At 46.1% G+C, this 15,776-nt stretch carries 9 protein-coding genes and 2 tRNA genes; 9 read left to right on the top strand and 2 right to left on the bottom strand.

What is annotated here, in order from left to right:
- Window positions 1–49 precede the first annotated feature (49 nt).
- The 3 genes from MKY42_RS26315 (at window position 50) to MKY42_RS26305 (ending at window position 5,583) form a co-directional block, all read left to right on the top strand.
- Window positions 50–123, top strand: a tRNA-Arg gene (locus MKY42_RS26315).
- Window positions 124–401: 278 nt separating this feature from the next.
- Window positions 402–1,211, top strand: coding sequence for a methyltransferase domain-containing protein (locus MKY42_RS26310; protein ID WP_339845905.1), 810 nt, complete (start codon window positions 402–404; stop codon window positions 1,209–1,211).
- Between the two features lie 382 nt (window positions 1,212–1,593).
- Window positions 1,594–5,583, top strand: a complete 3,990-nt coding sequence (locus MKY42_RS26305; protein ID WP_339845904.1) for a S8 family serine peptidase — start codon at window positions 1,594–1,596, stop codon at window positions 5,581–5,583.
- A 279-nt stretch (window positions 5,584–5,862) separates the two neighbouring features.
- Here the strand turns inward: MKY42_RS26305 and MKY42_RS26300 are convergent, their stop codons facing one another.
- Window positions 5,863–7,095 carry an MFS transporter gene (locus tag MKY42_RS26300; RefSeq protein WP_090904396.1) on the bottom strand — a complete coding sequence of 411 codons (1,233 nt, stop codon included), beginning with the start codon at window positions 7,093–7,095 and terminating at the stop codon, window positions 5,863–5,865.
- Between the two features lie 557 nt (window positions 7,096–7,652).
- Window positions 7,653–7,726: transfer RNA gene (locus MKY42_RS26295), tRNA-Arg, on the bottom strand.
- 325 nt (window positions 7,727–8,051) lie between these two features.
- Here MKY42_RS26295 and MKY42_RS26290 point away from each other — a divergent pair.
- The 6 genes from MKY42_RS26290 (at window position 8,052) to lonB (ending at window position 15,748) form a co-directional block, all read left to right on the top strand.
- The gene (locus MKY42_RS26290) at window positions 8,052–8,894 is read left to right on the top strand and encodes a hypothetical protein (RefSeq protein WP_090904570.1); all 843 of its coding nucleotides are present in this window, start codon (window positions 8,052–8,054) and stop codon (window positions 8,892–8,894) included.
- Window positions 8,895–9,029: 135 nt separating this feature from the next.
- Complete coding sequence (tig, locus tag MKY42_RS26285) at window positions 9,030–10,370, top strand: trigger factor (protein WP_090904394.1); 1,341 nt, start codon at window positions 9,030–9,032, stop codon at window positions 10,368–10,370.
- Window positions 10,371–10,747: 377 nt separating this feature from the next.
- Window positions 10,748–11,338: an ATP-dependent Clp endopeptidase proteolytic subunit ClpP gene (gene clpP / locus MKY42_RS26280; protein ID WP_024633993.1), complete on the top strand. Its 591-nt coding sequence runs from the start codon at window positions 10,748–10,750 to the stop codon at window positions 11,336–11,338.
- 12 nt (window positions 11,339–11,350) lie between these two features.
- The gene (clpX, locus tag MKY42_RS26275; RefSeq protein WP_063566713.1) at window positions 11,351–12,604 is read left to right on the top strand and encodes an ATP-dependent protease ATP-binding subunit ClpX; all 1,254 of its coding nucleotides are present in this window, start codon (window positions 11,351–11,353) and stop codon (window positions 12,602–12,604) included.
- Window positions 12,605–12,727: 123 nt separating this feature from the next.
- Entirely contained in the window at window positions 12,728–13,825 is a 1,098-nt protein-coding gene (gene ispG, locus MKY42_RS26270) for a flavodoxin-dependent (E)-4-hydroxy-3-methylbut-2-enyl-diphosphate synthase (RefSeq protein ID WP_090904393.1), read from the top strand.
- A gap of 168 nt (window positions 13,826–13,993) precedes the next feature.
- On the top strand, window positions 13,994–15,748 hold the full coding sequence (gene lonB / locus MKY42_RS26265) for an ATP-dependent protease LonB (RefSeq protein WP_110001392.1): 1,755 nt from the start codon (window positions 13,994–13,996) through the stop codon (window positions 15,746–15,748).
- The last annotated feature ends 28 nt before the right edge of the window (window positions 15,749–15,776 follow it).

Raw genomic sequence — 15,776 nt, 5'->3', positions numbered from 1 at the left:
GAAATGAGAGTATAATAGGAATCGCGCGGTATTTTTATTATACATATTTGTCTCAGTAGCTCAGCAGGATAGAGCAACGGCCTTCTAAGCCGTCGGTCGGGGGTTCGAATCCCTCCTGGGACGTTAGAAAAAGCTTCCTTATGGGAAGCTTTTTTGCGTACAGGGGAAGAGAACCCCAAAGGTTCGTCGGAGCATAGGCTTCGGTAGGAATACTTCGCAGTCTCGACGGCAAGGAGAGTGGAATTTCCTCCAGGCATCAAAAAAAGCTCCCCGAGGGGCAGTAGAGGGAGGCCTTTGAGTTAAATGATTTGTGTTTATGGAAAAGAGACGAGCGTTTATAGGTATAAACTATCAAGTGAATAGAATTTATATATTTAATTAATAAACCATCTTATGACACAATGAAGATATCAATCATGAAAGCGATGGTGGTATCCATGCAATCGATTAATCAATGGCAAGCGGATGAGTATGACAACAAACTGGCTTTTGTATCGGGTTACGGTAAAAGTTTAATCTCATGGCTTCAACCTCAAAAAGGGGAATACATCCTTGACTTGGGCTGCGGGACGGGGGATTTGACGTACGAAATTTCTATATCACAGGCTGAGGTAGTTGGCATGGATGCATCACCGGACATGATTCGTCGTGCAAGAGAGAAGTTTCCCGATATTGAGTTCATGGAGGGGGACGGCCATCAGTTTGCGACGAACAAGCTTTATGATGCCGTCTTTTCCAATGCAGCTCTGCACTGGATGCGAAGTCCACGACTTGTAGTGGATAGTATATGGAAGTCTTTGAAGCCTGGGGGACGTTTTGTGGCGGAGTTCGGTGGCAAAGGAAATGTGCAGATCATTGTAAATGCATTAGAAGAAGTGTTTGAACGACACACTGGCATTCCTGGATCGGAACGCAACCCTTGGTATTTCCCGACGATCGGACAATATAGCAACATTTTGGAACAATGTGGATTTTTGGTGCGGCAGGCCTACCACTATGACCGTCCTACCAGACTGACGGATGGTGAACAGGGTATAGAGGGCTGGTTGGCCCATTTCGGAGGGGACTATTTTGATGGTTTGAGTCAGGAGCAAATTCAGGAAATCTGTCGTGAAACCAGCCAAATCGTTGTGCCGAAACTTTGGGAAGAAGATGCAATCTATGCCGATTATAAGCGTCTTCGAATTGAAGCAGTGAAGCCGGGAAGTTAAATAATCAAGAGATGTATCTTTGTTAAATGAATCAATAGCATATTTTTCATGAAATCCATTGATCACATATAGGCTGGGGATCTCTTTCGAAATGAAGAGGTTCTTGGTCTTTTTTCCTATGTTGTATTTAGAAATTGAATTATTCAATCGACAAATAAATACAATTTCACACGGTTCTCTTACTCAAGAACCATATAAGTAATTTTTATATCATAATTGTAATTATTTAGAAGGGAAATGTGCTATTTTAGTAGAATAATTTACCAAGGGTCAATCTTCTTGCAGATAGGGCGGTGAGTTGTCACAGGTATTGCAGTACTTGTCATAGCAGGACCCAAGCGATTGGTGAGGTACTTTCATATTGAGAAGGAGGGGCATAGCCTTGAATAAACGATTGATATCCATATTGTTAAGTATCCTTATGACTTTTTCTATCATCATGCCAGCGGCCGGAGCCGCTCCTGTAGGTGTTCAGCTTGAGAACTCGTTAAGCAAGGGCGAAGCCACACAATGGAGAGAGATTCTTGCCCAGCGGGAAGGAAAGCTTGCAGCAGATCCATTTTTGGACAAGAGCCTGGAAGGTCTTGGGGGAGAGAAAACAAGAGTAATTGTTGAGCTCTCCAATAAACCAGTTGCAGTTGCTCAAGGCGAATCTACCCTCTCTGGAAAATCTTTTACCTCCTCTATGGAAACAAAGGCTGTGACTCAAGTCGAGCAACAACAACAGTCATTTGTACATAGCCTCACTCAGAATAAAATCAAACACGAAGTATTGGAAAATTACACATATGCCCTGAATGGTGTAGCCATCGAACTTAAGGGCAACCAATTGGGACAGTTGCTTCGCATTCCGGGCGTAGTCAGTGTATACCCTGACCTTGAAATTACCGTAGCCCCGGAAACAGATGAAGTGAACCCTTATATGAAAGATACTGCACCATTTATTGGCGCCCCTGAAGTATGGAATCTGGGTTACAAAGGAAAAGGCGTCAAAGTTGGTGTTATTGATACAGGAATCGATTATGAACATCCTAATTTGCAAGACGCCTACAAAGGTGGTTGGGATTTCGTTGCAAATGACAATGATCCTTATGAGACAACACGTGAAGAATGGAAAGTATCTGGCGCACCTGAATTTAATGCCAATGGAAGCGCCTATTACACATCCCACGGTACTCATGTAGCCGGTACCATTGCTGCTCGTGAAGCAGGGGACTACGGCATTGTCGGCGTTGCACCCGAAGCTGACATCTATGCCTATCGTGTGCTTGGGCCCTACGGAAGTGGTCAAACTTCATGGGTGCTTGGTGGAATTGACCGTTCCGTTGCCGATGGTATGGACGTGATCAATCTCTCGTTGGGTAACGCTGCCAATGATCCAAGTTATATCACTTCAGTTGCACTTAATAATGCCATGCTGTCTGGCGTGACTGCAGTTGTGGCAAGCGGAAATGATGGTCCAAATCGTTATACATTAGGTTCTCCAGGAGCATCTGCTATGGCCATCACTGTAGGTAACTCCACAGGGCCTAGCCAGAGTATAACAGCCAACACTCATTTCTGGATTGGTGAGGAAGGTGAAGGTACGCTACCTGAAGAACAACCTGTCCCTGAGGTTGAGCCGTCTCCTGAACTGGGTACAGCACCGGGTACGGATACGTCTGAAGTTCCGACTCAAGGCGAACCATCAACCACATCGGAAGACGCGACAAGCGAAGAAGCTTCATCAACAAACGAAGCTGCATTGTCTGAATCAGCATCTGACGATGCTACAGATTTAGATGTGGAAGCCAGCCAGTCAGAAGAGAGTGTTCAGCCAGCATCGCCTTCGGCACCAGTCGAAACCTCTCCAGAGGTTGCACCTGTGAAAGAAGAGCCTGCGATTGCTCCAACTGAAACGGAGCAAAATCCATTGGCTGTTACTGAGTCGGTGTACCGACTTGATGTAATGGGCTGGAGTCTTTCAGCTGATCCCGAATCGGTTTTGACGGATCAATATGATCTTTTATTTGCAGGGTTGGGTAAACCGACCGACTTTGAAGGCAAGGATTTTACAGGAAAAGTGGCTTTTGTGCAGCGCGGTGAGTTGGCATTTGTGGAGAAAGTAGCTAATGCCAAAGCTGCTGGTGCAGTTGCTATTATCGTATATAACAATATTCCAGGCCCGATCGGCGTAAGTTTGGGAGATAATTTTGAACTTATTCCAACCTTGAGCATGTCGAAGGAAGATGGAGAAAGTATCAAGGCTGAACTGGATGCCGGTCAACGTGTTGAAGTAAGCTTCAGTGACTTCATTAAAGGTCAAACGGCTGGCGATGAAATGAATGCATCCAGCTCCCGCGGACCAGCCAAGGTGACTCTGGATATCAAACCGGATGTAGTTGCACCGGGGACCAGCATTCTGTCTACAGTTCCTGCCTATGGCAAGGACGAGCCTGGAGCAGATTATTCACAGGCTTATGATCGTAAATCAGGTACAAGTATGGCTACACCTCATGTTGCCGGACTGGTTGCCCTGTTGATTGAGAAGCACAGTGACTGGACACCATTTGATATTAAAGTTGCACTCATGAACAATAGTAAAGTGCTCGACACAACAAAATATGATGTGTTTGATCAAGGTGCAGGACGTATTCAAGCAGTAAAAACGATTGATCCTGCTGCATTTGTTAAAGTATTGGACGTAACGAAGTACACAGAGAATGGTGTGGCTGTTGAGAAGCCTAATGTTACAGGTAGTGTCAATTTCGGCAACTTCCTGAGCACGGACGAAAAAACAGTCAGCAAAACAATCAAAGTGGAGTCGCAGAATGGCAGTGGTGGAAACTACACTGTAAGCGTGAATCCAACACGTACGGTACCTGGTGTATCCGTTGCGGTGGACAAGAGCTCTTTTACACTGAATGGTGAGGAAGAGTTGCAGGTTACCATTACAGTTCCAAAAGGTGTTACTGCGGTAACAGAAGCGCAAGGATACCTTCAGTTGTCTAATGGAACGGACACATTTACGGTTCCGTATGTCGCACATTTCAACCTTACCCTTGCAGGCGTTAAATACATTGAGACTGTCAAAGGTACAGAGAAGAACCCGTTCCATTATCCATTGAAGTCGGATGGTACCCTGGATACACTTAATGTAGCTATGGAATTCTACAATCCGATGAATTTTGCCCTTATTGAGATCTTTGATGGCCTTAACCCTGAGGGGGGCTATTATGGTGATGGATATATTGGATCTATTTTTGGGAACTACTACAATTTCGCTGCCAACACAAGATATACTCTGGCTTGGGATGGACAGTATGCTGACTACACTACCGACGAGGTAACGACAATTCCAGATGGTCTTTATACGGTTGACATCACTACAATCGGTGTGGATGGCAAAACGTATATCGAAGATACTTCTCCATTCTTGGTGAAAAAAGCAGCGCCGGTTGTAACAGCACCGGATAAGTTGGAATTCAAGCAAGATGAATCTGTTGTTATTGATGGCAGCGTGGATGATTTGTACTTCCGTGTTGCTCCTTCACTTAAAGAGAACTGGAACATTGAGTTTGATCCAGCGGCTGCCTTGAAAGCAACGTACGTCCTGAAAAAAGAGGATGGTTCGATTTACAAGGAGGGTGTATTTGAAGTAAAACCTGATGGTAGCTTCACACTTCCTTTAGAAGGCATCCAAGCAGGTGAATATGCTGTTGAACTTACGGTAAAAGACCAACAAGGGCTTTCTGGTAAAGCCACTACGGCCCTGAGTTTGAAATCCAAGGAGACTGAGCCGGAAACTCCAGCTGTCAAAGCGCCTGGAACACCTGTGTTGTCTCATAATAATTGGGTTGGTAATGGCCTGAGCGAAGGCTCATATATCGTTACCATGAACCTGTGGTGGGGCGAGAACGCCACCAGCTACAAACTTTATGAGGACGGGGTTTTGATCGATACGCAGAAGTTGACCTACAATGCGCCTCTGGCACAGTTTGCCCAAACGAAGATCACAGGCAAAGCCAACGGCACCTATACGTACGTAGCCGAGCTAACGAACGACAAAGGGACCACGCGGAGTCAGACACTGACAGTCAAGGTTACCAACGCATCGCCAGGCAAAGCAGTTCTCTCTCAAGATAACTGGGATGGCGACGGCAATTATAAGGTTACTATGAACTTGTGGTGGGGAACCAATGCCACGGAATACCGGCTCTACGAAAATGATAAGTTGATCGACACCCAAGCACTCAAGGCGGTTACGCCTAATGCGCAAAGTGCTGTTACTTCGCTGACTGGGCGCGCTTCGGGTACGTATACGTACCGGGCTGAGTTGTTCAACGCAGCTGGTGTCACCAGCACGGACAAGATCACGGTAAAAGTGAAGTAAGTTCTTCGGCACTAATTTATTGAAGGAATTGTTTTTCGTATATGCGGTCTTCATCCTGAACTCACGGGATGGAGGCCGTTTTATTTTGTTTTTCTGTCTTGTGATGGATGACTGCTCGTGGTCCTGTTAATTTGTAATTGAACATAGTTCGTATGAAAGTGCGTCATAAATAAAACGCTCCCCTTAGGAGGAGGACAGGTTTTGTTAGCCTGTCACCACCATAAGGAGAGCGTAAGTTAAAAGTCTCGTATATGATCAGAAGTTATCCTTTTATTGAAACTAACCGATCACTCGATTCTTGCTGGCCTTGATACCTGCGATCAGCAAAACAACCGCAAGGATAACCTGTACCAGCAGGGGAAGGGTCCATCCTTGTGTCCAATCATGAAGCACGCCGAACAGCAAAGGTCCGACCGCCGCCAGCATGTATCCTAAGGATTGAGCCATACCTGAGAGACCAGCAGCCTGTCTTGCATCGGACGTACGCAGTACAAAAAACATGGTTACAAGCCCGAACGAAGCCCCGGCTCCAACGCCGGCCAAAGCAACACCGACGGTTACGAGAGAGGGAATGCCGCTTAAAAGGAATGCATATCCCAGAATCAGACATGAGCCAGTAATTGCTGTCAGCTTACGTTGGTCCTTCATTCGTCCAGCGAGAATGGGAACGATGAACGTTACCGGAACGCTAACCATTTGCATCAGGGATAACATCCAGCCCGCTGAAGAGGAACTGAAACCCTGATCAGATAGAACCTCGGGCAGCCAGGTAATTGTCGTGTAAAAAATTAAAGATTGCAGTCCCATGAACAACGTAACATGCCAGGCTAAGGAAGAGGAAATAAGACGAACCGGCTTCGCTTCTGTTCTCGAAGCCACATAAACTTCGCCGCGACGTCCAGAACGGACGTGAGGCAGCCAGAGAATCAGGGCTAGAATGGACAGTATAGCCCACATGCCCAGTGAAGCGTGCCATCCCATGGAAGTTAAACCTGCAGCAGGAACACTGATTCCTGAAGCGATGGCGCCCCATATATTCATGGATACGGAATAGAGACCGGTAACAAGTCCCACTCGCAATGGGAAATCCCGTTTAATTAGACTTGGCAGCAATACATTGCTTAGGGCAATGCCACATCCAAGAATCGCTGTTCCTGCAAAGAGAACGGGAACAGAGGGCATAAACCTTAGGGATACACCTATGGTCACGAGAATTATGGCGGTTAACAGAGCGGTTTCTAGTCCGAATCTTCGCGCCAATTGTGGAGCGAACGGAGAAATTGCCGCGAAGGCAAGCAAAGGAAGAGAAGTAAGCAAGCCTGCCATTGTATGACTTATTCCTGTATCTGTACGGATCAGTTCCACAATTGGACCTGTTGCCGTAATAGGTGAACGCATTGTTGCTGCGATAACGATAATGCCTGCCAGCAAAAGCCCAAGTTTCATGGATGCTGACGATGAATTATCGATTGCAGAGCGGTCAGGTGAGTTTTGATGTAAAGATGATGGCATGGTAAATCTCCTATAGTTTATTTGTCTAATATGTATGCATTGATACATACCTATACATAAACAAGCATAACATCCCGTGTCAACATCAGGCGATTAACGTATTCAACCATCCCTAGAACGCAAAAAAAAGCTTCCCGAAGGAAGCTTTTTTTCTTACGTCCCAGGAGGGATACTCTCCTTGCCGTCGAGACTGCGAGGTAGTGCTCCCGAAGCTTATGCTCCGACGAACCAATGGGGTTCTCATCCCCAGAACGCAAAAAAAGCTTCCCGAAGGAAGCTTTTTTTAATACGTCCCAGGAGGGATACTCTCCTTGCCGTCGAGACTGCGAAGTAGTGCTTCCTCCGAAGCTTATGCTCCGACGAACCATTGGGGTTCTCATCCCTAGAACACAAAAAAGCTTCCCGAAGGAAGCTTTTTTTAATACGTCCCAGGAGGGATACTCTCCTTGCCGTCGAGACTGCGAAGTAGTGCTCCCGAAGCTTATGCTCCGACGAACCATTGGGGTTCTCATCCCCAGAACGCAAAAAAAGCTTCCCGAAGGAAGCTTTTTTTAATACGTCCCAGGAGGGATTCGAACCCCCGACCGACGCCTTAGAAGGGCGTTGCTCTATCCAGCTGAGCTACTGAGACATGAAATTTTTCAAGCAAAATTGATTTTATCATAAATAATGATGAATATCAAACATTTTATTTTAAACTATTTTTCGTATATGATATTTGGCGGCGGTAACGTTTTTTTCATTATAATTAAGGTTATGTTAGAATATCAGAAGAACTCAAAAAATAGATCGACTTTCGTTTAATATACATCTATTTATGGTTGATTGCGACTGGAGATTCAGGATACAGAGGAGGTGCTCCTATTAAGGAATCCACGACCCCGGAAACCGAGCACAGTAACAATATCGTGCTGTTTCCTAAGACGCTGGACTATTACCAGATTCAATTGACGGTTATGCTAGAAAATGAACGATATGGTGAAGCGATGGACCTGCTTCGCTTTTTGCTGCAATGCCAAGGGCAGGAAGAAAGACATTACGACGAATGGCGAGCCTTGCTCGAATGGCTTGAAGCTGCTTTCCCTCATTATGGGGAAGATTTGCCCGAGATTCGTGAAGAGCGTGAGGAAGAGGACATTAGTGAAGAGGACATGGCACGCCAACATGCCCGGTCCAAGCTCGAGCAGGATGACGGCTATGCGGATAAACTGCTTCGTACCGTGATGGAGGAACCTTTATCTGAACAAACGATGCTGGCGCTGGAGCAGCTTGCGTATCTCGAACGACCAGAAATTGATGATTCGCTTACCGGTTGGCTCAAAGACAAGACACTGCATCCATTGCTTCAGTTCCGTGTGCTTCAAACATTACGTCGCCGAGGTGTCCAAGGCAATATTGCGTTTACTCGAGGGGAAGAGCCGGTTGAAGTGGAAATTGATACCGTTCCGCTTAGACCTGAGGATTTCCCGATTCAGATCGTTCAGATTCTTGAAAGAGTGGCAGATCAGACGGAGGTTCATGAACCTACGCTCTTTTATTTTGCACAAGAACTGTGGATTCAATATGTCATGGCCGTGTACGGAACCCGTGATTACATGTCCATGCTGGAAGAAAATGATTCCATGACAGATATCTGGGCAGCCGCTCTACATATGACCGTAGCAGACAGTCTGGGCGGTTCGCATGACGAGGAAGATACTCGCTCAATGTATGCTGTGACAGGGGCGATGCGCTTTCGTCTGGAGCAAGCATATCGATCGATGAAGCAGTTTGTTTCTGCCGGTTTGGACGGTCAATAGGAGCCGGAAACGTTTTCCTCAAACCGTATCAAGGGATTCCCCTTGAAAAAGAATCTAATCTTGTTTATACTAAAATGGTTATTTTGTACGTGATTGCCTACGTGAACATGTGAATTTTGGAGGGGAAAGTATACAATGAAAGCAACTTGGGAAAAGATAGAGAAGAACCTTGGGGTTCTTGAGGTTGAAGTGGGTGCAGATCGTGTAACTGCAGCACTCGACAAAGCTTTTAATAAAGTAGTTAAACAAGCAAACGTACCTGGATTCCGTAAAGGTAAAGTTCCACGTCCAATTTTCGAAGCTCGTTTTGGTGTGGAAAGCTTGTATCAAGAAGCAATCGACATTTTGCTTCCTGAAGCTTACACAGAAGCAATCGACCAAACGGACATCTTCCCGGTTGATCGTCCTGATGTAGATATCGAACAATTCGCTAAAGGACAAGTTTTCAAGTTCAAAGCGAAAGTAACCGTTAAACCTGAAGTTACACTGGGTGACTACAAAGGCGTTGAAGTTGCTGTAGCCAAACATGAAGTAACTGATGTTGAAGTGACTGAAGAGCTCGAGCGTCTTCAACAACGTCACGCAGAACTCGTTGTTATCGACGAAGGTGCTGCACAAAACGGCGACGTTGCTGTAATCGACTTTGACGGTTCCGTTGATGGTGTACCGTTCGAAGGCGGACAAGCTGAACGTTATTCCCTGGAACTTGGTTCCAACACGTTCATCCCAGGATTTGAAGAGCAGGTTGTGGGTCTGTCCACAGGCGACTTCAAAGACGTTGAAGTGACTTTCCCAGAGAGCTACCATGCAGCTGAACTGGCTGGCAAACAAGCGGTTTTCAAAGTGAAAGTACATGAAATCAAACGTAAACAGCTTCCTGAGCTGGATGATGAATTTGCTAAAGATGTTAGTGAATTCGATACGCTTGAAGAGTACAAAGCTGATCTGAAAAAACAATTGGAATCCCGTAAAGCAGACGAAGCCAAAGCAGCTCAAGAAAATGCTGTTGTAGAAAAAGTGGCTGAAAATGCTGAAGTGGACATTCCTTCTGCAATGGTTGAGAGCGAAGTACAAAACATGATGCGTGATTTCGACAACCGTCTGCGCAACCAAGGTATGAACCTGGAAATGTTCCTGAGCTTCTCTGGTCAAACACAAGCTGACCTGAGAGGACAAATGCAGGAAGATGCTTCCAAACGTGTTCGTAACAACTTGGTTCTTGAAGCAGTTGGTAAAGCGGAGAACATTGAAGTGTCTGACGAAGAAGTTAACCAAGAACTCGAAAAAATGGCTGAGTCTTACAAGCGTCCTGCTGAAGAGATTCGTGGCATTCTCGAGGGTAATGGTTCCCTGGACAGCCTTCGTGATGAAGTGAAACTGCGTAAAACGATCGATGTTCTCGTTGAGAACAGCAAAGTCGTTGAAGCTGTTGAAGCTCCAGCTGAAGAAGTTGCTGCAGAAGCTGACGAAAAATAAGACAAGCTGTTATGTAATGAACAGCTGAATAAACGATAAGGCACGTGAATCATTGCGTGCCTTATTTTTAAATTATGGCATCCATTTTATAGAGGATTCAGTAATAATATGGATGGGATTTGTTGCGGAATTGGTTATGCATATCCAACGTGCTATGGTTCTCCTGCAAATAAAAAAAAGGTGAAACGGCATAGGATTGCTCCGATTTGCACATACATAGAAAACATGGTTAAATATGATCAGGCTAAAAAGTAAACTCACCCCGTCTTGACACCACTTGTGAAAAATGACATTGTCACAGGAACGTGTTAGAATGAATTTGGGTTTGCTTTACAGGTAGCCTATGTCTAATTACATGTAGAAAAGAGGTTGGTCTCATGAGTCTGGTGCCAATGGTTGTAGAACAAACCAATCGAGGCGAGCGTTCTTACGATATATATTCGCGTTTGCTGAAGGATCGCATTATTTTTCTAACCAGTGCGATTGATGACGATGTAGCCAATCTTGTCATAGCTCAGCTTTTGTTTTTGGCAGCCGACGATCCTGAGAAGGATATCAGCTTGTACATTAATTCACCTGGTGGTTCTGTCACCGCAGGGATGGGTATATACGATACGATGCAATATATCAAGCCGGATGTATCGACCATTTGCGTAGGTATGGCAGCAAGCATGGGCTCGTTATTGCTGACAGCAGGTGCTCCTGGCAAACGATATGCGCTGACAAACAGCGAAGTGATGATTCATCAGCCGCTTGGCGGCGTTCAAGGACAGGCTGCGGATATCAAAATTCACGCAGAATGGATTATTAAAACACGTCAGAAACTGAATCAAATATACGTCGATCGTACAGGTCAACCCCTTGAGAAAATCGAGCGGGACACAGACCGTGACTTTTTCATGAGTGCTGAAGAAGCCAAAACGTACGGCATTATTGACCAGGTGCTCAGCAGACCGATCAATTCCTAAAGGGGTGGTTTCATGTTTAAATTTAACGATGAGAAAGGGCAATTGAAATGCTCTTTTTGCGGTAAATCTCAGGAACAGGTGCGCAAGCTGGTCGCTGGACCGGGCGTTTACATTTGTGATGAATGTATCGAACTGTGCACTGAAATCGTAGAGGAAGAGCTCGGTCATGACGAAGAACTGGACCTCAAAGATATTCCAAAACCGAAAGAAATCCGCGATATTCTTGACCAGTACGTTATTGGACAGGATCAGGCTAAGAAGTCTTTGTCTGTAGCGGTTTACAATCACTATAAACGGATCAACACGCAAAGCAAGATTGAGGACGTTGAATTGCAAAAAAGTAACATTTTGCTGTTAGGGCCTACGGGTTCTGGTAAAACGTTGCTTGCGCAAACGATGGCCAAAATCCTTAATGTTCCTTTTGCTATTGCTGATGCAACTTCATTGACGGAAGCAGGTTATGTCGGCGAAGATGTAGAGAACATTCTGCTCAAGCTGATTCAAGCTGCTGATTATGATGTGGAAAAAGCAGAGCGCGGCATTATTTATATCGATGAAATTGATAAAGTAGCGCGTAAATCCGAGAACCCATCCATTACACGTGATGTATCGGGTGAAGGTGTTCAACAGGCGCTCCTGAAAATTCTGGAAGGAACTGTTGCTTCTGTACCACCACAAGGTGGTCGTAAGCATCCACATCAGGAATTCATCCAGATCGATACTACGAACATACTCTTCATTTGCGGCGGTGCCTTCGATGGTCTGGAGCAAATGATCAAACGCCGGATCGGTAAAAAAGTCATTGGCTTTAACACCGTTGCGGAACAAAAAGATCTTAAACCAGGTGAATATCTGGGTATGGTATTGCCGGAAGACTTGCTGAAATTCGGTCTGATTCCGGAATTTGTAGGCCGTTTGCCAGTTATCTCCACTTTGGAGCCGCTGGACGAAGACACATTGGTACGGATTCTTTCCGAGCCAAAAAATGCGCTTACGAAACAATACCAAAAACTGCTTGAGCTGGATAATGTAAATCTGGTGTTCGAACCAGGAGCATTGCTTGCGATTGCGAAGGAAGCCATTAAACGTAACACGGGTGCACGTGGACTGCGTGCAATTATCGAGGGCATTATGCTTGAGATTATGTATGAAGTACCTTCCCGTGATGATGTTACGAACTGTGTCATTACCGAAGAGGTCGTTGAGAAGAGAGTCGTGCCTGAACTGAGCCAATCCAAGGACGACAAGCAGGAAGAAAGTGCCTAACTAAAGGGTAATATTCCGTTTCAACACTGAAATATAGACTTGTCAGTTCTCCACTCCTGGCAGAAGGCGAATTCATGTCTCTGTCAGGGTGGAGCTTTGACGTTGTGGGGAGAGAAATCACTCATGTTTTTAAGACAAGATACACGACCCGTAAAAGTGGGAAACTTAACGATTGGTGGCAGCAACGAGGTCATCATCCAGAGCATGTGTACAACGAAAACGGCAGACGTTGAGGCAACCGTGGCAGAGATTTTGCGTTTGGAAGAAGCAGGCTGCCAAGTAGTGCGTGTAACGGTGAACAATGAGGAAGCTGCCGCAGCCATCAAGGAAATCAAGAAACGGATTCATATTCCGCTCGTAGCGGATATCCATTTTAATTATAAACTGGCGCTCCTTGCGATTGAGAACGGCATCGATAAAGTACGGATTAATCCCGGCAATATCGGTAAACGATCCAAAGTGGAAGAAGTGGTCAAGGCTTGTAAAGAGAAAGGTATTCCGATTCGCATCGGGGTAAATGCGGGTTCGCTTGAAAACCATTTGCTTGAGAAATATGGGTATCCAACGGCTGATGCTATGGTAGAAAGTGCATTGTATCACATTGGTATTCTGGAAGAGCTTGACTTCCATGATATCATTGTATCCCTCAAAGCTTCGGATGTACCGATGGCGATTGAAGCGTATACCAAAGCGGCTCAAATCATCAAATATCCTTTGCATCTGGGCATTACTGAGGCGGGGACGTTGTTCTCTGGTACAATCAAAAGCTCGGCCGGTATGGGTGCTTTGTTATCCATGGGTATTGGCTCAACGATGCGGATATCGCTTAGTGCGGACCCGGTTGAAGAGATCAAGGTTGCGCGTGACTTGCTCAAAACCTTTGGTCTGATTTCCAATGCAGCTACGCTGATTTCATGCCCTACCTGTGGACGTTTGGATATTGATCTGTTCTCTATTGCAAATGAAGTGGAAGAGTATATCTCCAAGCTCAAGGTGCCGATCAAAGTATCCGTGCTGGGTTGTGCCGTTAACGGCCCGGGTGAAGCCAAGGAAGCGGATATCGGTATTGCCGGTGCACGCGGAGAAGGCTTGTTGTTCCGTCATGGTAAAATGATCCGTAAAGTGCCGGAAGAGATCATGGTTGAGGAATTGAAAAAAGAGATCGACAAAATCGTGGAGTCCTATGAAACGACAGGAGTTATTCCTGGCCGCTCGCACTGATTGATTTATATAACGTTTTGCAACAGTCCGTCAGCAATGACGGGCTGTTTTTTTTCTCAAACATACAATTTCCTGATTACCCGTTTACGTCTCGGTGAAAAGGCTATACTACCAAGTATTAGCATGATCTCATATGAGAATAGGGATAGAACAGGAGGATGTTGAGACATGGAATTTGGTATGGTCATAATGATGATTCAGTTATTTTTTGGTGTGGTGATCGGTTTGTATTTCTGGAATTTGCTTCGTGGCCAGAAAACAAATCGCAGCGCGGTGGAGCGTGAATCCCGCAAGGAACTGGAGAAGCTGCGCAAGCTGCGCTCCATTTCACTCACCAAGCCTCTGGCAGAGAAGACACGTCCGGCAACCATTAATGATATTGTAGGGCAAAAAGACGGACTCCGCGCCCTTAAAGCCGCGCTATGCAGTGCTAATCCACAGCATGTCATTATATATGGCCCACCAGGGGTCGGGAAAACAGCTGCGGCAAGGGTGGTATTGGAAGAAGCCAAAAAGAATCCGTCCTCTCCTTTCAAGGCCGATGCCAAATTCACGGAACTCGATGCCACGACGGCGCGTTTTGATGAACGGGGTATTGCTGACCCTTTGATTGGTTCAGTGCATGATCCGATCTATCAAGGAGCAGGAGCGATGGGCGTAGCAGGCATTCCACAGCCAAAACCCGGTGCGGTTACAAAAGCGCATGGGGGGATGCTTTTTATTGATGAGATCGGTGAACTGCATTCTATTCAGATGAATAAACTGCTGAAAGTATTGGAGGACCGCAAGGTCTTTTTGGAAAGTGCGTACTATAACTCGGAAGACACGCATACTCCTGCTTATATCCACGATATTTTTCAAAATGGTCTGCCAGCCGATTTTCGTCTAGTCGGAGCGACAACTCGTTCGCCCCATGAACTGCCTCCAGCTTTGCGCTCGCGGTGTATGGAGGTCTATTTCCGTCCATTGCTGCCCGAAGAGATTGGGCAAATTGCGGAAGATGCCATTCAAAAAATCGGATTCAGTCCATGTCCAGAAGCAGTTGATGTGGTTAAGCGCTATGCAACCAATGGCCGTGAAGCGGTCAATATTATTCAGCTCGCTGCTGGGCTGGCTTTGACTGAAAAACGTGAAACGCTGCAGGCATCGGATGTGGAATGGGTCGCTGGCAGCAGCCAGATTCAGCCCCGGCCAGATCGCAAGGTGCCTTTGCGGCCACAGATCGGTTTTGTGAATGGCTTGGCCGTATATGGACCGAACATGGGCACCATTCTGGAGATTGAAGTATCCGCTGTTCCGGCTCTTCGAGATCAGGGGCGGATTAACATCACGGGAGTTGTGGATGAGGAAGAGATTGGAGGCGGTTCACGCACACTCCGGCGAAAAAGCATGGCTAAAGGATCGGTTGAAAATGTGTTAACCGTATTAAAGGCTATGGGTATTCGTCCTAACGACTATGATTTACACGTCAACTTCCCAGGTGGAACGCCAATTGATGGCCCGTCTGCCGGGATTGCTATGGCGACAGCCATTACATCAGCTATTCAGGGGCGTCCGATTGATCATGAGACAGCGATGACTGGCGAGATCAGTATTCATGGCCGGGTAAAACCGATCGGTGGTGTACTTGCCAAAGTGGAGGCTGCATTCCAGGCCGGTGCTAAGACAGTCATTATTCCGGCGGAGAACTGGCAGTCCATCTTTGAAAATCTGGATGGCTTACGTGTTATCCCGGTCGATACTGTTGAAGATGTATTCCGAGAAGTATTTGACTGGGTGCCTAATGAGGAGCAAGCCAAACCAATTAACCTTGCGGAGGAGACAGGGACACCTGCACCGGAGATTTTCCCGCCGGCATCCGCATCCTATTTACGTGCTGACTTGCCTCGTCCAGGACAGGTTACAGATTCGGGAAGCTGCTAAGCGCTTCCCTTCATTGGTTTTTTATGTG

The organism is Paenibacillus sp. FSL W7-1088 (assembly GCF_037969855.1).
In the GTDB taxonomy this organism is placed as follows: domain Bacteria; phylum Bacillota; class Bacilli; order Paenibacillales; family Paenibacillaceae; genus Paenibacillus.
Note: the sequence above shows the minus strand (reverse complement) of the source record. Positions and strands in the feature narration are given on the sequence as shown.